Consider the following 19,245-nt stretch of genomic DNA (forward strand, 5'->3'; position numbering starts at 1 on the left):
CTCACCGGGCCGGCACCGCCGTCCACCCGGCCAGCTCGACGTCGCGACCGGCCGAGGCCATCGCCATCGCGGCGGCCCCCAGGCACCCGGCCAGCGAACCCAGCCGGGTCAGCGCCACCGGCGGCGGCTCGCGCCAGGTCAGCCCCGCGGACAGCCCGGCCTGCACGGGCTCGAGCAGGTCGGCTGCAGCCGCGGCCAGGCCACCCCCGAGGACGACGACCGACGGGTCCAGCAGCAGCGTGGCGGTCACCAGCGCGTCGGCCAGCGCGGACGTCGCGTCGGCCCACACCTCGCGTGCGACCGGGTCGGTGTCCAGCCCGCCCACCACGCCGGCGGCCGACCGCGCCCGGCCGGTGCGGGTCTCGTAGCGCCGCGCCACCCCGGCGCCCGAGGCGTAGACCTCCAGGCAGCCGCGCTGCCCGCACGGGCACACCTCGCCGCCGGGGCGCACCGGGGCGTGCCCGATCTCCCCGGCCGCGCCGGTGCCCCCGGTCAGCGCCCGCCCACCGCCGACCAGCGCGGCGGCGATGCCGGTGCCGATGGTCACCAGCAGGACGTCGTCGACCCCGCGCGCCGCGCCGAGCAGCTGCTCGGCCAGCCCGGCGGCCCGGACGTCGTGGCCGGTGGTCACCGGGACGGCCGACCGGTCCTGCAGCGCTGCGCGGAGCGGCACGTCGCGCCACCCCAGGTTGGAGGCGTAGCGCACCGTCCCGGTGGCCTCGTCGATCAGCCCCGGCGTGACCACCCCGGCCCCGACCACGGCCAGCCCCTGCGCGGCGGCCACCGCGGTGAGCCGGTCGAGCTCGGCCGCGAGCCCGGGCACCGGGTCGGCCGCGTGGGCGGTGGCCCGGTTCTCCTGGTGCACGACGGTGCCGTCGGCGGCGACCACGAGGGCCTTGGTGGTCGTGCCGCCGACGTCCAGGCCGACGACCGCGGGGGCGCTCACCCGGCCCGCCGCTCGCGCAGCGCCGCCACCACGGCCGCCACCTGTGCGGTGTCGGTGATGGTGCGGGTGCCGCTGTCGTAGACCACCTCGGTGGCGCTGCGGTGCCCCACCGAGCGCACCGTGCGCGCGGCCCGCAGGTGCACCGCGGGGACGCCGGTCGCGGCGACCAGGTCGGCCACGTGGTCGGCGCGCACGCCGCCGCCGGCCATCACCTCGATGCGCCCGGCGGCCTGCTCGACCAGCGCGCGCAGGCGGTCGGCCCCGGCCAGGGCCGTGGCGGCCCCGCCCGAGGTGAGCACGCGGGCGACGCCGGCGTCGACCAGCTCCTCCAGCGCGGCTGGCTGGTCGGCGAGGGTGTCGAAGGCGCGGTGGAAGGTCACCGGGGCGGTGCCGGCAGCGGCCACCACCGCGTCGAGGGCCTTCCGGTCCACGCGGCCGCCCGGGTTCAGCGGACCCACGGTCACGCCGAGCACCGGCAGGATGCTGCGCGCGGCCGACACGTCGGCGCACACCACGGCCAGCTCGATCGGCGAGTGCACGAAGTCCCCGCCGCGCGGGCGCACCAGCACGGTCACCGGCAGCGCGGGGGCGCGGGCACCGAGTGCGGCGAGGGTGCCGGCGCTGGGGGTCACCCCGCCCTCGGAGAGCGCGGCGCACAGCTCGACCCGGTCGGCGCCGGCGGCCCCGGCAGCCAGCGCGCCCTCGACGTCGTCGACGCAGATCTCGACGTCGGTCACGAGGTGGCCAGCGCCGCGCCGGGGCGGACCTCGCCGACCGGCACGCCGCCGCCGAGCACCGGCACGGTCTCGAGGTCGGCGACCGGCGCGGTGTCCAGGCCCAGGCCGCGCAGCACGGCCAGCGCCACGACGGTGGTCGCCCGGGGGCTGCCGTCGACGACCTTCATCGCCACCGCGCGGCCGTCGGCGGTGGCCACCCCGATGACGCCCTCGGCGCCGCCCTTGGCCACGACGCCGGGCAGGTCGGCCATCAGCCGGGTGTTGACGTGGCCCTGCCCGCCGACGAACTCCGGGTGCTCGCGCATGGCCGCGGCGACCTGGGCGGCGGGGCCGGCGGTGGCCGTCGCCAGACCGCGGAAGGCGTTCGCCAGGCCGCGCACCGTCGTCCCGAAGAGGGCGGCGCCGCAGCCGTCGACGGCGGTGTGGCCCACGGGGGCACCGGTCTCGCGGGCGACGACGTCGTGCACGAGGCGCTGCAGCGGGTGGTCGGCGTCCAGGTAGGTCCCCGTCGGCCAGCCGTTCACCACGCAGGCCAGCAGCATCGCCGCGTGCTTGCCCGAGCAGTTCATCCGCACCAGGGACGCCCCCTGGCCGGCGCGCAGCAGGCGCAGCCGGGTGGGCTCGTCCTCGGGCAGGTCCGGCGGGCAGCGCAGCGCCGACTCGTCGAGCCCGGCCTGCGCGAGCACGGCGCGCACCACGTCGACGTGCCGGTCCTCGCCGGTGTGGGAGCCGGCGGCGATCGCCAGGGCCGGCCCGGTCAGCGGGGCGCCGGCCTCCAGGCAGGCCAGGGCCTGCAGCGGCTTGGTGGTCGAGCGGGGCAGCACGACGGCGTCGGGGTCGCCGAGCTCGAGGGCCACCGACCCGTCGGGGCGCAGCGCGACCAGGCTGCCCAGGTGCCGGCTCTCGACCAGCCCGGAGCGGACGACGACGGCCAGCTCGGCCAGGGCGGGTGACTCAGGCACGGGGGGCCTCCACGGCGGGTGCGCCCGGCTGGGCCGGGACGGCGGCGGCGACGGGTGCGGCGGTCTTCGTCGTCCGGCGCTTCAGCCGGGACGCGAGCGCGGACAGCGACCCGTTGACCACCAGGTAGACGAGGGTGACGACGAGGAAGGTCTGGACGAGGAGCCGGTTGTAGGCGCTGAGCACCTGGGCCCGGTAGAGCAGCTCGGTGAAGGCGACGACGTAGCCCAGCGAGGTGTCCTTGAGCAGGCTCACCAGCTGCACCACCAGCGACGGGGTGACCGCGCGCAGCGCCTGGGGCAGCACCACGGCGCGCATCACCTGCAGCCGGCGCATGCCGAGGGAGTAGCCGGCCTCGGTCTGGCCGCGGGGCAGGCTGAGCACACCGGCGCGCACGATCTCGGCGATGGCCGCGGAGTTGGCCACCGTCAGCGGCACGACCAGCTTCCACAGCACCGGCAGGTTGATCCCGTAGGCCGGCAGGCCGAAGAGCATGAGGTAGATCAGCAGCAGCACCGGCAGCGTGCGGAACACCTCGATGAACGCGGTGCACAGCCAGCGCAGCGGCCGCAGCGGGCTGAGCCGGCCCAGCGCCAGCAGCACGCCGAGCGCACCACCGAGGACGGCGACGACGGCGGCAGCCAGCAGCGTGCCGCGCAGACCGACGAGCAGGTACTCCCAGATCGGCCAGGACAGGAATGGCGACCAGCGGTCGGCGTCCAGCTGCCCGCGCGAGGCGAACTGGCGCAGCATGAGCGCCAGCGCCCCGGCCAGCACGACCAGGCTGACCACCGAGGCGATGCGGATGCGCCGGCGGGTGCGCGGGCCCGGCTCGTCGTAGAGGTAGGCGGTCTCGGGCGGCCTCATCGACGGATCGCCACCTTCTTCTCGATGCGCCCGGCGCCCAGTCCGATGACCAGCGCGAGTGCCATGTAGACCAGCCCGGCCGCGCCGAAGATCGTGATCGGCTCGGCCTGGACGAGGTTGACCTTGTTGGTGGCCGAGGTGAGCTCTACGACCCCGACGGTGGCGGTCAGCGCGGTGTTCATGAGCAGGGCGATGAGCACGTTGCCCAGTGGCTGCACGACCGCGCGGGCGGCCTGCGGGACGACGACCATCCGCAGCGTCTGCGACAGCGTGAAGCCCAGTGCGCGGGCGGCCTCGACCTGGCCCTTGGGCACGGTGTTGATGCCGCTGCGCAGGGCCTCGGCCACGTAGGCGGCCTCGTAGACGGTGAGCACGACGATCGCCGTGGTCACCAGCGGGGCGATGAGCCCGGCGTCGGGCAGGGCGAAGACGGCGAGCAGCAGCAGCGCCAGCAGGGGGACGTTGACCAGCACCTGCACGTACCCGAAGGCCGCCGCCCGCAGGACGGGGACCGGGCTGACCCGCGCCACCACCACGAGGGTGCCCAGCACGAGGGCGCCCACCGCGGAGGTGACGAGGACGAACAGGGTGGTGCCCAGACCCGCCAGGAGGGCGGGCAGGTTGTCGACGAGGGCGCTCAACGGGTCCTCCTGCCGGCGCTGCTGCGGTTCAGGTCAGGACCCCGGGACGGAGCCGATGGTGGGCGGCTCGGGGGTGCTGCCGTCGCCGACGGTGCCCAGGGTGGCGTCGAAGATCTCGGCCCACGAGCCGTCGGCGTAGATCTGCTCCAGCCAGTCGTTCACGAACTGCTTGAAGTCCGGGTCGTTCGGGGGCAGGCCGATGCCGTAGGCCTCCTCGGTGAAGGGCTGGCCCACGACCTTGATGCCGGAGTTGGCCTGCGCGTCGGCGGCCAGCAGGGTGTAGTCCTGCACGTAGGCGTCGCCGCGGCCCTGGGTGAGGGCCTGCACGCACTGCGGGTCGGTGGCGAAGCTGACCACCTCGGCGGTGGGCTGCTGCTCGGGCACCGCGGTCACGGCCGGGGTGTTGGCGCCGACGATGACGGTCTTGCCGCCGAGGTCGTCGATGCCGGAGATGCTGTCCTCGTCGGCCGGGACGGCGACGGCGAGGCCGGAGACGAAGTACGGGCCGGCGAACGAGATCTGCTGCGCCCGCTCCTCGGTGATCGTGTAGGTGTTGAAGACGACGTCGACGGTGCCGTTCTGCAGCAGCGCCTCGCGGGTCTCCGACGCCGGCGGCACGACCTCGATGTTGGGCTCGCCGATGATGTAGATCGCCAGCATCTTCGCCAGGTCGATGTCGAAGCCCTGGATGTCGTCGGGGTTCGCGGGGTCCTGCTGGCTCAGCAGCGGGGCGTCGAGGGCGGCGCCGACGCGCAGCACGCCGCGCTCCTTGATGGCGGCCATCGTCGAGTCCGACAGCAGGGCCGCGGCGTCGGCCACGGGGGCGGCGTCGTACACCGACTGCAGCGAGTCCTCCCCGCCGCCACCGCCCGAGGGCGGGACGGCCGACGAGCCCGAGTCCGAGCTGCCGCAGGCGCCCAACCCGAGGGAGGCGACCAGTGCGAGGGAGGCGGCGAGCGTGGTGCGTCGCCGGAGGGTGCGGCTCATTCCTTGCCTTTCGACGGACCCGCCGGAGCGGGGGAGGGCCGGGCCGCGTGCCGCGGGCCGGAGCTGGGGAGCGGTCCTCAGTGCTGCAGGACGGCGGACAGGAAGCTGCGGGTGCGGTCGCTGCCGCCGCCGGCGAAGAACTGCTCGGGCGGGGCCACCTCGACGATCGCCCCGGCGTCCATGAACACGACGCGGTCGGCGGCCCGGCGGGCGAAGCCCATCTCGTGGGTGACCACGACCATCGTCATGCCGTCCTCCGCGAGCGAGGTCATGACGGCGAGCACCTCGGCCACCATCTCGGGGTCCAGCGCCGAGGTGGGCTCGTCGAAGAGCATCACCTTGGGCTTCATGGCCAGGGCGCGGGCGATGGCGGCACGCTGCTGCTGCCCGCCGGAGAGCTGGGCGGGGAAGTGGCCGGCCTTGTCGGCGATGCCGACCCGCTCGAGCAGGGCCATCGCCTCGGTGCGCGCCTGCGCCTTGGGGATGCCGCGGACCATGACCGGGGCCATGCAGAGGTTGTCCAGCACGGTGCGGTGCGCGAAGAGGTCGAAGGACTGGAAGACCATGCCGACGTCGGCGCGCAGCCGGGCCAGCGCGGCACCCTCGGCGGGCACCGGGACGCCGTCGACGAGCACCTCGCCGGAGGCGACCGGCTCGAGCCGGTTGATCGTGCGGCACAGCGTCGACTTGCCCGAGCCGGACGGCCCGACGACGACGACGACCTCCCCGGCGGCCACGTCGAGGTCGACGTCGCGCAGCACGTGCAGGGCGCCGAAGTGCTTCTGGACGCCGCGGAGCCGCACCATCGGGGGTGCGTCGGTGGCGGGCACGGGGTCTCCTCACGGCCGGTCGGGTGTGACGCCGCGAACAGTAAGCACCCCAGGGTTGCAGGCAGAAGGGATATGAGTTAATCCAAAAAGGTTTTAACCGGGCCGTGACCGTGCTCTACTGCCGGGGTGCCCGCCACCGCCCCCACCCGCCCCGGAGCACCCACCGCCCTGGTAGCCCTCGTGCGCTCCGGGCGGGCCTCCTCGCGCGCCGAGCTCGCCCGGCTGACCGGCGCGTCGCCGACCACGGTCGCCGGCCGGGTCGACGAGCTGCTGGGTTCGGGTGTGCTCACCGAGGTCGAGGGTCCGGTGGTCGGCAACGGCCGCCCCCCGCGCCGGCTGGCGATGAGCCCCGGTCTCGGGGTCGTCGGCGCCGTCGGCCTGGGGGAGCAGCACGCCGACTGCGCGGTCCTCGACGCGACCGGCGCCGTGCTGGCCGAGCGGCCGGTGCCGGTGCGGGTCGCCGACGGCCCGGACGCCGTGCTGGCCACCGTCGTCGGGGTGCTGACCGAGCTCCGGTCCGGGTCGGCCGACGCCGGACCGCTGCTCGGGCTCGGGCTCGGCGTGCCCGGCCCGGTCGCCTTCCCCGGCGGGGTGGTCACCTCCCCGGCCCGGATGCCCGGCTGGAACGGCGCCGACGTCGCCGCACTCGCCCGGCCGCACCTGCCCGCCGGCGCCGTCGTGGTGGTCGACAACGACGCGAACCTGATGGCGCTGGGCGAGCACGCGACCGACCCGACGGCCCGCCACCTGGTGATGGTCAAGGCCGGATCGGGCATCGGCTGCGGCATCGTCGTCGACGGCGTGCTGCAGCGCGGCGCGCGCGGCTTCGCCGGGGACATCAGCCACGTCACGGTGCCCGACGCCGAGCCGGTGCCCTGCTCGTGCGGGCGGGTCGGGTGCCTGGACGCCGTGGCCAGCGGCTCGGCGCTGGCCGCCCGGCTGCGCGCCGACGGTGTCGAGGTCACCGGGGTCGACGCCGTGCTCGACCTGGCCCGCGACGCCCACCCGCAGACCACCGGCCTGCTGCGCGAGGCCGGCAGCCGCACCGGCACGGTGCTGGCCACCATCGTCAACCTGGTCAACCCCGACCGGCTGGTGCTCGGCGGGTGGCTCAGCCAGGCCGAGGCGTTCGTCGCCGGGGTGCGGTCGGCGGTGTACGCGCAGAGCCCGCCGCTGGTCACCGACGGCCTCGAGGTGCTGGTCAGCCGGGCCGGGCCGCGCGCCGGCCTGCTGGGCGCCGGGCACTCGGCGCTGGACGCGGTGCTGGCCGACCTGCCGCGGCTCGCCGCCGTCCGCGCCGAGGCATGACCGCCGGGGGTGCGGGGCAGACAGGGCCGGTGACCACCACCCACGGCCGCGGCCGGGCGACGACCCCCGTGGTCGTCCCCGGGCCCGACGGCGACCTCGCCGGCGAGCAGCTCACCGGCCCCGTGCACGCCGTCCCGGACGGTGCGGCCGACCTCGAGCTGACGACGTCGCTGTGCAACCACTCCGTGCGCGCCGAGGCGGGCGAGCCCTTCGACCCGGCCGGCCCGGACGTCTGCCCGGACTGCGCGGAGCGCGCCCGCTCCTGACCTGCCGCCTACCGGGGCTCGCCCCGGTAGGTGCCAAACGACCACCGGTTGCCCTCCGGGTCGCGCAGCGTGCACTCGCGGCCGTGGCAGGCGTCGGCGGGCCCGCGCACGACCGTCGCCCCGGCCGCGACGGCTCGCGCGAAGACGGCGTCGGGGTCGGCGCACACCACGTAGCTGCCGCAGCTGCCCGGCTGCAACGGCCAGGCGTCGTCGGCCTCCCGTACGGAGCCGAGCATGATGCCGCCGCACTCAGGCCAGGCCAGTCGGGCGTGCTGGACGACGTCGCCGTCGGCGAAGACGGCGACCTCCTCGAAGCCGCACGCCTCGACGAGGAAGCGGATGAGGGCGGGGGTGTCGGCGGCCCGCAGCGTAGGCCAGACCTGGGGTGCCGGAGCTGTCGTGGCGGTGATCTTGGCTCCGCGAGGTGCGCGGTGTCTTGGACGGATGGGCGCCTTGCGGCTGATCAGCGGCGCGGGGCAAGCCCGGCGGACCGGCCGATCACTAGCACGCCAGGTGCGCCCTATCGGCGTAGCCCTGCTCGGCGGCGGGGGCGGCACCGGCGGCCACCGACCGGTTGGCGTGACGGCACTTCGGCCACCCCGGGCGCGGGGTTTGCGATCCGGCCCAACTGACCGGCTTCGATCCAGGCACTGCTGAGTGAAAAGTGAGAGAGTGGCTCAATGAATGCGGTGTTCGAGTCTGATCAGACCTGTTACCTCTTGGCTCACATCGGCCCGGGAGGCAATGTGGCACTGGGATCTTGCTTCGCCTTGGGGGGTGACTTACTGGCGACGGCCTTTCACGTGGTCAGTGGACACCCGGCTGGGCTGCACATGGTAGTGCCGCGGGTACGAACAGACGACTATCAGGATGTTGACGACAAGAGTTTCCATGTCAGACCGGTTGACGTCGTCGCCTCGGACCCAATCCACGACTTAGCAGTCCTGCGGGTGCATGAAGTTGAAACTTCTGTCAACTGGTCTATCGGGAGCACGGACGATGTCAAGCCAGGGGAGCCGGTGGTTACGCTGGGTTTTCCGCACGCAAACGATGGCCGAACTGTCTTGACTCAGCAGACAACGACAGTAGGCGCACGCATCTTGATGCAAAATCAAGGGATTAAATCCAAATATGCTGTTTTGAACACGCTGCTCCGCCCAGGTCAGTCCGGAGGGCCCGTGGTCAACGTTCGATCGAATAAGGTCGTTGCGGTTCTAGTCGGGGCCTACACGCCCTCGGGCTCCGGAACGGTGATGATTGGCGGCGTGGATCCTGCCGTGCTGCATCAAACGACTCACGCAATTTCTGCGGAGTACTTGAAGCCGATGATGGACGCATGAGCGGCGGACTCGAGGCCGTGCTCTCATCCAACACTGATTGGCTGTTGGACCTGCCAAACTATCAGAAGGATCTGATCGATCAACTGTCGCGAACGCGCGGATGGGCCGAGACTGCGGAGGCTTGGCTACAGGCCGCATCGCCCAACACGGCCCCTTTTGGCGTGATGGCGGGTGCGAGAATCTTCTACCAAAAGGTTTTGGACGAGGTTCATGATCTGCTTTGCTCGCGAGACAAATATGATGAAGAACGGCGCACCTTGGCGAAGGAATACGGTGCAGGCAAGATTACCTTCACGGCTGGGGTGACTTCTTACATTGCCCCGGCCCTGGGCGCGGACCCTACGATGCTAGCCCCGGTTGTGGCCATTGTGTTGACAATCGTCGGTCAGGCTAGTTTGCGCGCTTGGTGTGAGCTGCATTCGGAAAACCGGGCACAGCGTGAGGGTGGATATTCCGCCTGATGCGTCGCCTGTCCTCGCCCAACTCCCGACCGGGTCGAAGTGACTAAAGGAGTCGGGATGATCGAGCGTCGGTGATGCGCTTCTGAATTTCCGGACGGGCACGTGAGAATTCATTGTGTGGTGGTCGCCCAGGCTTGTTGACCTTGAACGACGCCGACTGCCAGCTCCGTGCTCGTGCCTGGGCCGGACAGAGACCAGCACCTGAGGCGGAAGCATGCGGCTCAGCTTCACGCCGCCGCCCATTGGTTGCGTGCCTCGCTTTGTAAACGCCCCGCTCACCAAGGGCGCTAAGTCCTTCGACTCGAACGCACGCGTCGACCCGCGTGGACCGCACTCCGCCGCGAGCGTTGCGTGGCACCGCACGCGGTGCCACGCAACGGCTCAATGTGCGTTCCGACTACATGTCACGACAGTGCTTGCACTTCGGGTAGCCGTTCGTCCCCGAGCGCCGGTTGTGCGCCGGGATCTGCTGACCAGACGGGCAATCACTCTGGTCGTGGTGGACGTCGGGATCGGTCGGGTTGATCGAGTAGTACGCGCTGACCTTGCTCACTGGAACCTCCTGAGCGACACCACTCTGGCGTCTGCGTCGGAGTTTGTGCGTTGCCTCTGACATTTCTGGACGGGCATATGAGTCCAGCACCGGCCTGCGCGGCGCGATCGGCCGCAAGTACGTTGTCAGCGGCGGGGGAGCCCGGCCGAGCAGTCGGTGACGATGGCGGCGAAGGTGTGGGTGTCGACCTCGTCGTCCACGGTCACGCGCACGATGTCGGCCACCTGCTGCGGCGTGCTCGCGCGGGCGGCGGCCACGCGGGCGGCGGCGACGAGGTGGAGCTGGCGGACGCGGGCGGCCGGGTCGAGCACGGCCGTGGCAGATCGGTTGTACGGCATGGATCCACGGTAGGCAGGGTGGCGTGCGCCACGGGAGAGCCCGAGCCGGTGGATCCGCCGTCACATGTGACGAAACGGGACCGGCCCGGTCGGCACACCACGACGTGCCGCAGCCGCCGCGCCGGGCGCAGCCTGCGGTCCTAGGGTCGGCGGCATGACCTCCAGCCAGGACCCGTCGCCCGAGGCCCGCGCGAACGTCACCGCGCACAACGTGGAGACCCGCGCCGAGCTGCTCCCCGAGGAGGAGACCGCCGGCGGCAGCGCCGACCCCGAGGCCCAGGCCGAGGCCATCCTGGCGGAGTCCGAGGAGCGCACGCTGCACCCCGACGCCGACGAGGGCGGTCACCGCACCTCCGACGAGACCGTCTGAGCGTGCGGCACCGGCACGCCGTCCAGCTGCGCTGGTCCGACCCCGACCTCTACGGCCACGTCAACCACGCCCGGGCGCTGTCGTTGCTGGAGGACGCCCGGCTGGTGATGGCCGCCGACGGCAGCACCGGCAATGCACCGCCGGTGATCCTGGCCCGGCTCGAGGTGGACTACCGCCGGCAGCTGCTCTACCGGCCCGGCGAGCACGTCGACGTCCAGAGCTGGGTGACCCGGCTGGGCACCAGCTCGGTCACGGTGCGCCAGCAGCTGCGCCAGGACGACGAGGTCGCCATCGACCTGCTCGCCGTCCTGGTGCACGTCGCCGACGACGCCTCGCGGCCCCTCACCGATGCCGAGCGCGCACGGTGGACGACGTTCTGCGAGCCCGTCGACGGGTAGCACCCCAGCCATGCCGAAGACGACGAAGAGCGGGAAGCCGATCGAGGACGAGCTGCCCAGCACCCTGCAGCGCTCCGACGACAAGGCCAAGGACACCTACGCGCAGGCGCACGACAGCGCGGTCGACACCTACGACGGCGACGAGCAGGCGGCGAACCGGGTGGCCTGGTCGGCGGTCAAGCACACCCACGAGAAGGTGGGCGACCACTGGGAGCCCAAGGAGGAGAACGGGCCCTCCGACGAGCAGTCCGCGAAGGGCAACCGCGACACCGACCTGGGCACCGCCGGCGGCGTCGACGAGAACGCCACCAAGGAGCACCTCTACGAGCGCGCCCAGGAGCTCGACGTCGAGGGCCGCTCGACCATGACGAAGGACGAGCTCGTCGACGCGTTGGAGAAGGCGAACGACAAGGCCACCCGCGACGCTAGAGGGTCATGAGCACGGTCTGCCGGCCGTCGAGGTAGGAGACCCCCTCGGCGGTCAGCGCGATGCCCTGCTCGAGGGCCATGCGCACCACGTGGCCGCCCCACTCGGGCACCGGCACGCGCACGCACAGCTCGAGCGCCCACGTGGTGTCGGTGTGCAGCCGCGCCGACCCGGCGCCGGGCACGCCGTCCTGGGCGTCCCACATGCCGATCGCCGGGCCGGCCCCGTGGCCGTGCACGCCGACGGGGTGGGAGTAGACGTCGCCGTCGATGCCCTCGGCCCCGGCCACGGCCCGGGCTGCGGCCAGCACCTCGTCGCCGGTGCGGCCGGGCAGCATCGCGGCGGTCACGAGGTCCTGCATGCGGTTGCCGACCACGTGCGCGGCGGCCAGCCCGGCCGGCGGGGCGGTCTCACCCGCGCGCAGCACGTAGGCGTTGCGCTGGGTGTCGGTGGTCAACCCGAGGGTGCGCAGCCCGACGTCGCAGTGCAGCAGGTCGCCGGCCTCCACGACGGCGTGCTCGGTCGGCCCGGGCAGGCCGGGCCGCTGCACGTCGACCGTGGGCTGGAACCACGGGTCGACGCCGAGGTCGTGGAAGCGCTGCCGGATCCACCACGCGACGTCGAGCGCGGTGGTGCTGCCGGGCGTGATCACCGCAGGGGAGAACGCCTCGTCGATCGTGGCGTGCACGAGTGCGTTCATGGTGTGCTGGGCGGCGATCTCCTCGGGCAGCCGGGTCTCCAGCCAGCGCACGGCCAGCTGCTCGGCGGGCACCACCCGTTCGGCCCAGGGCCCCAGCTCGGCCAGGAGCAGCTCGTGGTCGGTGTGCGCCAGGCCGTCGGCGTGCGCGAACGTGGGGGAGACGTCGATGCCCACCACCCGGGGCGCGATGCGGTCCACGGCCCGGCGGACGGCGGCCCACTGGGCGCGCTCGTGGCTGTCGCCCGGTCGGTCCTGGGCCGGGTCCCACACCGAGGCGAAGGACCCGACCGGGTAGCGGGACACCGCGAGCGGGGCGACGCCGTCGGCGGTGCGGTGCAGCAGCAGGACGGTGCGCCGCCGGGCCGAGAGCCAGGTGGCCGGCAGCATGGTCATGAGCACGGGGTCCTCGTGGTACTCCCGTCCCACCACGAGCCAGAGGTCGATGCCGGCCTCGTCCATGAACCCGGGGAGCAGGTCGGTGATGCGCCGGTCCAGCCAGCCGTCGCGGAGGGCGGCCTGCTCGCGCAGGGGCAGGGGCAGCTGCAGGGCGGTCGCCGTCATGCCGCGATCACACCAGACGCGTCGGTCAGCCGGCGTCGGCCGGGGTGCTGCTGCCTCCGCGCCGGGGGCGGGGCAGCGTGGGCGCGGCGAGCTCCACCCGGTCACGCCCGGCCTGCTTGGCGCTGTACATCGCCACGTCGGCCCGGTCGATGAGGCGCCACACGGCGTCCCGCGGGTCCTCACCGGCGACCGGGGTGGCCAACGCGAGCCCCACCGACGCGGTCACCCGGTGCACCCCGACCTCGGTGGAGTGGACGGCGGCGCGCAACCGCTCGCCGAGGTGGCGGGCGTCGTGGTGGTCGCGGACCACGCCGAGCACCACCATCTCCTCCCCGCCCGTGCGGGCCAGCACGTCGGTCGGCCGCACGGTCTGCGCCAGGGACCGGGCGACGGCCAGCAGCACGGCGTCGCCGGCGGCGTGGCCGTGCTCGTCGTTGAGCTGCTTGAAGCGGTCGAGGTCGAGCAGGAAGGCGGCGACGACGGCCCCCTCGCGCTGCGCCTGGTGCCACAGCCGCCCGGCCGCGGCGGTCATCGACCGGCGGTTGGCCAGACCGGTCAGGGGGTCGGTGGAGGACAACCGCTCGGTGGCGGTGAGCAGCCGCTGCACCCGCCGGCGCAGCACGTAGACACCGGCGGCCGCGACGTCGAGCACCATCGACTGCACCAGCACCTGGACGGCGAGAGCGGCCGGGTCGTCGAAGCTGCCCTGCAGGGCGATCCAGCAGGCCACGGGCACCGCCAGCATGTGCGCGCCCAGCAGCCAGCCGTCGAGGAACCAGGCCGCCGCGAACGCCGCGAACAGCATCATCAGCGGTGGTGAGTACAGCAGCGGGTCGGTGATCGACAGCGCCACCACCACGTAGACGAGGTCGCCGAGCAGCACCAGCGCCGCCACCGCCGCCCGTCCGACCCGCTGGGCGACCAGCAGCACCACGGCCAGCGAGGCCAGCATCGCCATGCACCCGCCGTACACGATCGTGGGCGCCCCGGGTCGCAGGACGCCGTCGACCAGCAGGTTCAGTGCGCCCAGCCCCGACCCCACGAGCAGCAGGACGGCGATGACCTGCGCGGCCACCCGGCCACCGGCCAGCCCCGCGCCGCCGGGCGCGGTGGGCTCGGGGTGGCTGCGGTCCGCGGGCACCCGAGCAGTGTGCCCCACCCGTGCCCCCCACCGGCATGCTCCTCGGCGCCCTCCACCTGCGGCGGAGCCTGCCTGGTGACACGCTGGCACGGCTCGCGTGCGCGGGCGTGCACCCCACCGTCCGAGGAGGACACCGAGATGACCCAGGGGCCGTGGTTCTTCTGCCTCAAGCACCAGACCGTGGAGGGGCCCGACGGCTGCGCCGAGCGGCACCGCCTCGGCCCGTTCGCGACGCAGGAGGAGGCCGCTGCGGCGCTGCAGAAGGTCGCCGAGCGCAACGAGCAGGCCGACGCCGAGGACCGCGCCTGGGACCGCGGCGAGACCCCGTGACCGCGGTGGGTGAGCTCGTCGTCGGCATCCTCGGCGGCACCGGGCCGCAGGGCCGCGGTCTCGCGGTGCGCTGGGCGGCCGCCGGTCAGCGCGTGCTGCTGGGTTCCCGCGACACCGAGCGGGCCGCCGAGGTGGCCGCCGAGGTGGGCGCCCGGGCCGTGCAGGCCTCCGCCGGCGCCGAGGTGTCGGTGCGGGGCGGCTCGAACGCCGACGTGGCCGGGGCCGCCGACGTCGTGGTGGTCGCCGTCCCGTTCGCCGGGCACGCCGAGCTGCTGGTCGAGCTGGCGCCCGTGCTGGCCGGCAAGGTCGTCGTGGACTGCGTGGTGCCCATGGGCTGGGACGAGCTGGGTGCCTACGTGCTCGACGTCCCCGAGGGCAGCGTCACCCAGCAGGCCGCGGCCCTGCTGCCCGACAGCCACGTGGTGGGCGCATTCCACCACCTGTCCGCGGTGTCGCTCGAGGACCTCTCCCTGCCCACCCTCGAGGGCGACGTCATGGTCGTCGGCGACGACCGGGCGTCGATGGACCTGGTGCAGGCCCTGGCCGGGCAGCTGCCCGGCCTGCGCGGTGTCTACGCGGGCCGGTTGCGCAACGCCCGCCAGGTCGAGGCGCTGACGATCAACCTGGTGTCGGTCAACCGCCGGTACAAGACGCACGCCGGTGTGCGGGTGACCGGCGTCTGAGGAACGGTGGCCCCGCGGGGGCGGGGCCACCGGCCGTCAGAGGCTGACGCAGAGGCCCAGGCTGAGCAGGGTGCCGGCCGGGCATCCGCCGCCCGCGGTGGGGGCGACCGGCGCCGTCGCGGCCGTGGGGGCCGCCGTGCCGGTCGGCGCGGTGCCGGCGGTCGTGCCGGGGGTGCCGGCGGTGCCCACCGGCGCGGTGGCGGCGGTCGTGCCGGCGGTGCCGACCGGTGCGGTGCCGGCGGTGGTGCCGGCGGTGCCGACGGGTGCGGTCCCGGCGACCGGGGCGGTGCCGGCGGCGGTGCCGGGGGTGCCGGCGGTCCCGACGGGTGCGGTCCCGGCGACCGGGGCGGTGCCCGCGGTCGGCGCCTGGGCCGCCACCGCGGCGGTGTCGGCCGTGGGCGCGGCAGCGGCGGTCGAGGCCACCGGTGCCGCTTCGGCGGTGGCCGCGGTCGGGGCGGCCTCGGCGGTGGGTGCGGCCTCCGCGGTGGCGGCGGCCGGCGCGGTGCCCGGGTCGCCGGGGGCGGCGTTGGCGGCCACCCCGCCGACGACCGCGGCCAGGAAGACGACGCCCGAGGCGACGCCGATGACGGCAGTGCGGTCGAACTTCACGGTCGGGTTCCTCTCGGGAGCGGGTTCCCGACCAGGATCGGCATTGCGGACGATCCTGTTCAGCTGAACCGCCCGAAAGAGTCAGAAGCTGTGCTCGGGCCCCGGGAAAACCCCGTTGCGCACCTCGGCGGCGTACTCCTGGGCGGCGCGCAGCAGCTCCCCGCGCAGGTCGGCGTACTTCTTCACGAACTTCGGCACCCGGCCGCCGTTGAGCCCGGCCATGTCCGGCCAGACCAGCACCTGCGCGTCGCACTCGGGCCCGGCCCCGATGCCCACGGTCGGGACGGCGAGCTCGGCGGTCACCCGGGCGGCGACCTCGGCCGGCACCATCTCCAGCACCACGGCGAAGGCCCCCGCGTCGGCCACCGCGCGGGCGTCGGCGAGCACCTGGTCGGCCGCGTCCCCGCGGCCCTGCACCCGGAACCCGCCCAGCGCGTGCTCGGACTGCGGGGTGAACCCGACGTGGCCCATCACCGGGATGCCGTTCTCGGCCAGCAGCTTCACCTGCGGCGCCACCCGGGCACCGCCCTCGAGCTTGACCGCCTGCGCCCCGCCCTCCTTCATCATGCGCACCGCGGTGGCGAACGCCTGCTCCGGCGAGGCCTCGTAGGAGCCGAAGGGCAGGTCGGCCACGATCAGCGACCGCGAGGTCGAGCGGGTGACCGCCTTGGTGAACACCAAGAGGTCCTCCACCGTCACCGGCACGGTCGACGAGTGCCCCAGGACCACGTTGCCCGCGGAGTCGCCGACCAGCAGCACCGGCACGCCGGCCTCCTCGAACACCCGGGCGGCGTAGGTGTCGTAGGCGGTGAGCATCGACCACTTGTCGCCGGCGGCCTTGGCCTGCTGGAGGTGGTGGATGCGCACCCGGGCGGTGGGGGAGCCCCCGCCGTAGAGCACGGACTCGGACGCGTCCGGCGAGGGGACGGGGGACGGGGACGACGAGGGCGTGGTCACGCGCCCATCCTGCACCCGGCGGCGGGACCCTGGCCCCCGGCCGACGAGACCTGCCAGCATCGACACCGGAACGCTGTCGTTCCTCCACGGCAGGGACCTGCCCCGCGGGCACCTCCGGCTGCTTGGATCCGTCCACCACCGCACCGCACCGCGCTCGCCTGCCCGACGTCCCGAGGTCGCCATGTCCGTCACCCGCGCCCGTCGCCTCCCGCTCGCCGTGCTGCCCCTCGTGCTGGCCGTCGTCGTGGTCACCGGACTGGCCGGTTGCCGTTCCGGGCTCGACGCCGACGCGGACACCCCGGCCCCGTCGACGACCGCCGCGGCACCCACCACCGCGGCGGTGCCGGCGGCGGTGATCAGCGTCGACCCGCCGCTGGGCTCGGTGGACGTCGACCCGGTCACCCCGCTGCGGGTGCTGGCCGGCCACGGCACCCTCACCTCGGTCGCGGTCACCGACGCCGACGGCGTGCCGCTGGCCGGCGCGCTCGACGCCGCGGCCGGCACCTGGACCGCCAGCGAGGACCTCGGCTACGGCGACACCTACGCCGTGGCGGTGACCGCCACCGGCGCCGACGGCCGCGCCACCAGCGCCCAGGGCACGGTGGGCACCGTCAGCCCCCGCACGCTCACCATGCCCACCGTCTTCCCGAACGCCGACGCCCCGGTCGTCGGCGTCGGCCAGCCGATCTCGGTGACCTTCGACGAGGACGTCGCCGACCGGGCCGCCGTCGAGCGCCGCCTGTCGGTGGTCACCAGCCCGCACGTCGACGGCTCGTGGTCGTGGCTGTCCGACCGCACCGTGCACTACCGGCCGGCCGACTTCTGGCCCGCGCACACCCACGTGGCCGTCGACGTCGACACCTACGGCGTCGACGTGGGCGCCGGCATCCACGGCCAGGCGAGCAAGCACGTCGAGTTCGACATCGGACCCAAGAAGGTCGGGGTCGTGGACGCCGGCGAGCTGACCCTGCGGCTCTACGTCGACGACCAGCTGGTCCAGACGATGCCCACCTCGCTGGGCAAGCCGGGCAGCCCCACCCCGTCGGGCACCTACGTGGTCATGCAGCAGTCGCGCCGCTACACGATGGACTCCTCGACCTACGGCGTCCCGATCGACGACCCGGCCGGGTACCGCACCGAGGTCGAGTACGCGTCCCGGCTGAGCAACTCGGGCATCTTCGTGCACGCCGCACCCTGGTCGGTGGGCCAGCAGGGCCGCCGCAACGTCTCGCACGGCTGCCTCAACGTGTCGACGGCGAACGCCGGGTGGTTCTACTCGAACTTCGGCCGGGGCGACGTCGTCCAGGTGACCGGTGCCGGTCCGCTGCTGTCGGAGACCGACGGCTACGGCGACTGGAACGTCGGCTGGGAGCAGTGGGTGGCCGGCTCGGCGCTGGCCCCCGCCGTCGGCTGACCGACCCCGAGGGGGCAGGCTCCGGGGTGTCGTAACGAGCCGTTCACGCGCGGAGGACAGGATGCCGACCATGGACCGCCAGCAGGAGTTCGTCCTGCGCACCCTGGAAGAGCGCGACATCCGGTTCGTCCGGCTCTGGTTCACCGACGTCTCGGGCTACCTCAAGGCCGTGGCCGTGGCGCCCGCCGAGATCGAGGCGGCGTTCGCCGAGGGCATCGGCTTCGACGGCTCGGCCATCGAGGGCTTCGCGCGGGTCTACGAGTCCGACATGCTCGCCAAGCCCGACCCGGGCACCTTCCAGGTGATGCCCTCGGCCAAGGGCGGGGTCAGCGAGACGGCCCGCATGTTCTGCGACATCACGCTGCCCGACGGCAGCCCCGCGTGGGCCGACCCCCGGCACGTGCTGCGCCGGGCGCTGGGCAAGGCCGCCGACATGGGGTTCACCTTCTACACCCACCCCGAGATCGAGTTCTTCCTGCTCAAGGACCTCCCCGACGACGGCACCCCGCCCACGCCGGCCGACACCGGCGGCTACTTCGACCTCTCCACGCACAACGTGGCGCACGACTTCCGCCGCGAGGCGGTCTTCGCGCTCGAGGCCATGGGCATCTCGGTGGAGTTCAGCCACCACGAGGTCGCGCCGGGCCAGCAGGAGATCGACCTGCGCTACGCCGACGCCCTGTCGATGGCCGACAACATCATGACGCTGCGGCACGTCGTGCGGGAGGTCGCGCTGGCCCAGGGGGTGCACGCCACCTTCATGCCCAAGCCGTTCACCGACCTGGCCGGCTCGGCGATGCACACCCACCTGTCGCTGTTCGAGGGCGACCGCAACGCCTTCCACGACCCGGGCGACCCCATGCGGCTGTCGACCACCGGCAAGCAGTTCATCGCCGGGCTGCTCACCCACGCCCGCGAGGTCACCGCCGTCACCAACCAGACGGTCAACTCCTACCGCCGCCTGCTCGCCGGCACCGAGGCGCCCACCGCGGCCACCTGGGGCAAGGCGAACCGCTCGGCGCTGGTGCGGCTGCCCTCCTACAAGCCGTCCAAGGCCAACTCCGCGCGCATCGAGGTGCGCTCGCCCGACAGCGCGTGCAACCCCTACCTCACCTTCGCGGTGCTGCTGGCCGCCGGGCTCAAGGGCATCGAGGAGGGCTACGAGCTCCCGCCCGAGGCCGAGGACGACGTCTGGTCGCTCACCGACACCGAGCGCCGCGCCGCCGGCTACGTCGACCTGCCGGTGAGCCTGGGCGAGGCGCTGACGGCCATGGAGGGCAGCGAGCTGGTCGCCGAGACCCTGGGCGAGCACGTCTTCGAGTTCTTCCTGCGCAACAAGTGGGAGGAGTTCAACTCCTACCGGCGCAACGTCACCCCCTTCGAGCTCCAGCGCTACCTCCCCGGCCTCTAACCTTGCCGGC

25 protein-coding genes are annotated in these 19,245 nt (G+C 73.7%); 11 read left to right on the plus strand and 14 right to left on the minus strand.

Going from position 1 to position 19,245, the window contains the following annotated elements:
- Position 1 precedes the first annotated feature (1 nt).
- From BLP29_RS10580 to BLP29_RS10610, 7 genes are all read right to left on the minus strand, one after another.
- Entirely contained in the window at positions 2 to 946 is a 945-nt protein-coding gene (locus tag BLP29_RS10580; RefSeq protein WP_092803814.1) for an ROK family protein, read from the minus strand.
- Positions 943 to 1,683 (minus strand): copper homeostasis protein CutC, encoded by a 741-nt coding sequence (locus tag BLP29_RS10585; protein WP_092803817.1) that lies wholly within the window; start codon positions 1,681 to 1,683, stop codon positions 943 to 945. The genes BLP29_RS10580 and BLP29_RS10585 overlap by 4 nt, the downstream gene beginning before the upstream one ends.
- Positions 1,680 to 2,645, minus strand: a complete 966-nt coding sequence (locus tag BLP29_RS10590; RefSeq protein ID WP_092803820.1) for an asparaginase — start codon at positions 2,643 to 2,645, stop codon at positions 1,680 to 1,682. The genes BLP29_RS10585 and BLP29_RS10590 overlap by 4 nt, the downstream gene beginning before the upstream one ends.
- A complete protein-coding gene (locus BLP29_RS10595) occupies positions 2,638 to 3,510 on the minus strand; it encodes an amino acid ABC transporter permease (protein ID WP_092803823.1) in 873 nt (290 codons plus the stop codon). The genes BLP29_RS10590 and BLP29_RS10595 overlap by 8 nt, the downstream gene beginning before the upstream one ends.
- On the minus strand, positions 3,507 to 4,151 hold the full coding sequence (locus tag BLP29_RS10600) for an amino acid ABC transporter permease (RefSeq protein WP_092803826.1): 645 nt from the start codon (positions 4,149 to 4,151) through the stop codon (positions 3,507 to 3,509). The genes BLP29_RS10595 and BLP29_RS10600 overlap by 4 nt, the downstream gene beginning before the upstream one ends.
- A 33-nt stretch (positions 4,152 to 4,184) precedes the next feature.
- Positions 4,185 to 5,138 carry a glutamate ABC transporter substrate-binding protein gene (locus BLP29_RS10605; protein ID WP_092803829.1) on the minus strand — a complete coding sequence of 318 codons (954 nt, stop codon included), beginning with the start codon at positions 5,136 to 5,138 and terminating at the stop codon, positions 4,185 to 4,187.
- A gap of 77 nt (positions 5,139 to 5,215) precedes the next feature.
- Positions 5,216 to 5,968 carry an amino acid ABC transporter ATP-binding protein gene (locus tag BLP29_RS10610; RefSeq protein ID WP_481268996.1) on the minus strand — a complete coding sequence of 251 codons (753 nt, stop codon included), beginning with the start codon at positions 5,966 to 5,968 and terminating at the stop codon, positions 5,216 to 5,218.
- A 126-nt stretch (positions 5,969 to 6,094) separates the two neighbouring features.
- On the opposite strand from BLP29_RS10610, the gene BLP29_RS10615 reads away from it, so the two are divergent.
- Positions 6,095 to 7,276 carry an ROK family transcriptional regulator gene (locus BLP29_RS10615; RefSeq protein WP_092803832.1) on the plus strand — a complete coding sequence of 394 codons (1,182 nt, stop codon included), beginning with the start codon at positions 6,095 to 6,097 and terminating at the stop codon, positions 7,274 to 7,276.
- A gap of 29 nt (positions 7,277 to 7,305) precedes the next feature.
- Complete coding sequence (locus BLP29_RS10620; RefSeq protein WP_092803835.1) at positions 7,306 to 7,542, plus strand: hypothetical protein; 237 nt, start codon at positions 7,306 to 7,308, stop codon at positions 7,540 to 7,542.
- A gap of 8 nt (positions 7,543 to 7,550) precedes the next feature.
- Here the strand turns inward: BLP29_RS10620 and BLP29_RS10625 are convergent, their stop codons facing one another.
- Positions 7,551 to 8,099, minus strand: a complete 549-nt coding sequence (locus BLP29_RS10625; RefSeq protein WP_243469860.1) for a VOC family protein — start codon at positions 8,097 to 8,099, stop codon at positions 7,551 to 7,553.
- A gap of 123 nt (positions 8,100 to 8,222) precedes the next feature.
- On the opposite strand from BLP29_RS10625, the gene BLP29_RS10630 reads away from it, so the two are divergent.
- Positions 8,223 to 8,882 carry a S1 family peptidase gene (locus BLP29_RS10630; RefSeq protein WP_092803838.1) on the plus strand — a complete coding sequence of 220 codons (660 nt, stop codon included), beginning with the start codon at positions 8,223 to 8,225 and terminating at the stop codon, positions 8,880 to 8,882.
- Positions 8,879 to 9,343: a hypothetical protein gene (locus BLP29_RS20650; protein WP_133379120.1), complete on the plus strand. Its 465-nt coding sequence runs from the start codon at positions 8,879 to 8,881 to the stop codon at positions 9,341 to 9,343. The genes BLP29_RS10630 and BLP29_RS20650 overlap by 4 nt, the downstream gene beginning before the upstream one ends.
- A 397-nt stretch (positions 9,344 to 9,740) precedes the next feature.
- On the opposite strand, the gene BLP29_RS21015 is transcribed toward BLP29_RS20650, so the two are convergent.
- Both BLP29_RS21015 and BLP29_RS10635 read right to left on the minus strand, forming a co-directional pair.
- A complete protein-coding gene (locus BLP29_RS21015; RefSeq protein ID WP_165839354.1) occupies positions 9,741 to 9,896 on the minus strand; it encodes a hypothetical protein in 156 nt (51 codons plus the stop codon).
- A gap of 125 nt (positions 9,897 to 10,021) precedes the next feature.
- Positions 10,022 to 10,234 carry a hypothetical protein gene (locus BLP29_RS10635; protein ID WP_092803841.1) on the minus strand — a complete coding sequence of 71 codons (213 nt, stop codon included), beginning with the start codon at positions 10,232 to 10,234 and terminating at the stop codon, positions 10,022 to 10,024.
- Positions 10,235 to 10,388: 154 nt separating this feature from the next.
- On the opposite strand from BLP29_RS10635, the gene BLP29_RS10640 reads away from it, so the two are divergent.
- The 3 genes from BLP29_RS10640 to BLP29_RS10650 are packed head-to-tail and all read left to right on the plus strand — an operon-like array spanning position 10,389 to position 11,441.
- On the plus strand, positions 10,389 to 10,604 hold the full coding sequence (locus tag BLP29_RS10640) for a hypothetical protein (RefSeq protein ID WP_092803844.1): 216 nt from the start codon (positions 10,389 to 10,391) through the stop codon (positions 10,602 to 10,604).
- Between the two features lie 2 nt (positions 10,605 to 10,606).
- The gene (locus BLP29_RS10645; protein ID WP_243469861.1) at positions 10,607 to 11,002 is read left to right on the plus strand and encodes an acyl-CoA thioesterase; all 396 of its coding nucleotides are present in this window, start codon (positions 10,607 to 10,609) and stop codon (positions 11,000 to 11,002) included.
- A 10-nt stretch (positions 11,003 to 11,012) separates the two neighbouring features.
- Entirely contained in the window at positions 11,013 to 11,441 is a 429-nt protein-coding gene (locus BLP29_RS10650; RefSeq protein WP_092803850.1) for a ChaB family protein, read from the plus strand.
- Here the strand turns inward: BLP29_RS10650 and BLP29_RS10655 are convergent.
- Positions 11,428 to 12,690 (minus strand): M24 family metallopeptidase, encoded by a 1,263-nt coding sequence (locus BLP29_RS10655; RefSeq protein ID WP_092803853.1) that lies wholly within the window; start codon positions 12,688 to 12,690, stop codon positions 11,428 to 11,430. The two genes, BLP29_RS10650 and BLP29_RS10655, sit on opposite strands and share 14 nt — an antisense overlap.
- 25 nt (positions 12,691 to 12,715) lie before the next feature.
- Positions 12,716 to 13,831 (minus strand): GGDEF domain-containing protein, encoded by a 1,116-nt coding sequence (locus tag BLP29_RS10660; protein WP_092803857.1) that lies wholly within the window; start codon positions 13,829 to 13,831, stop codon positions 12,716 to 12,718.
- A 138-nt stretch (positions 13,832 to 13,969) separates the two neighbouring features.
- Here BLP29_RS10660 and BLP29_RS10665 point away from each other — a divergent pair, with 138 nt between their 5' ends.
- Together BLP29_RS10665 and npdG are read left to right on the plus strand one after the other, a co-directional pair.
- Entirely contained in the window at positions 13,970 to 14,161 is a 192-nt protein-coding gene (locus tag BLP29_RS10665) for a hypothetical protein (RefSeq protein ID WP_092803860.1), read from the plus strand.
- Complete coding sequence (npdG, locus tag BLP29_RS10670) at positions 14,158 to 14,844, plus strand: NADPH-dependent F420 reductase (protein ID WP_092803863.1); 687 nt, start codon at positions 14,158 to 14,160, stop codon at positions 14,842 to 14,844. Before BLP29_RS10665 ends, npdG begins: the two co-directional genes overlap by 4 nt.
- Before the next feature lie 36 nt (positions 14,845 to 14,880).
- Here the strand turns inward: npdG and BLP29_RS10675 are convergent, their stop codons facing one another.
- Both BLP29_RS10675 and panB read right to left on the minus strand, forming a co-directional pair.
- Entirely contained in the window at positions 14,881 to 15,453 is a 573-nt protein-coding gene (locus BLP29_RS10675) for a hypothetical protein (RefSeq protein WP_092803867.1), read from the minus strand.
- A gap of 81 nt (positions 15,454 to 15,534) precedes the next feature.
- The gene (panB, locus tag BLP29_RS10680) at positions 15,535 to 16,410 is read right to left on the minus strand and encodes a 3-methyl-2-oxobutanoate hydroxymethyltransferase (protein WP_243469862.1); all 876 of its coding nucleotides are present in this window, start codon (positions 16,408 to 16,410) and stop codon (positions 15,535 to 15,537) included.
- Positions 16,411 to 16,591: 181 nt separating this feature from the next.
- Between panB and BLP29_RS10685 the strand changes: the two genes are divergently transcribed.
- Positions 16,592 to 17,824: a L,D-transpeptidase gene (locus tag BLP29_RS10685; protein ID WP_092803870.1), complete on the plus strand. Its 1,233-nt coding sequence runs from the start codon at positions 16,592 to 16,594 to the stop codon at positions 17,822 to 17,824.
- Positions 17,825 to 17,894: 70 nt separating this feature from the next.
- Complete coding sequence (locus BLP29_RS10690; RefSeq protein WP_092804818.1) at positions 17,895 to 19,235, plus strand: glutamine synthetase family protein; 1,341 nt, start codon at positions 17,895 to 17,897, stop codon at positions 19,233 to 19,235.
- Positions 19,236 to 19,245: the final 10 nt, after the last annotated feature.

Source organism: Klenkia marina (genome assembly GCF_900101025.1).
Taxonomy (GTDB): Bacteria; Actinomycetota; Actinomycetes; order Mycobacteriales; family Geodermatophilaceae; genus Klenkia; species Klenkia marina.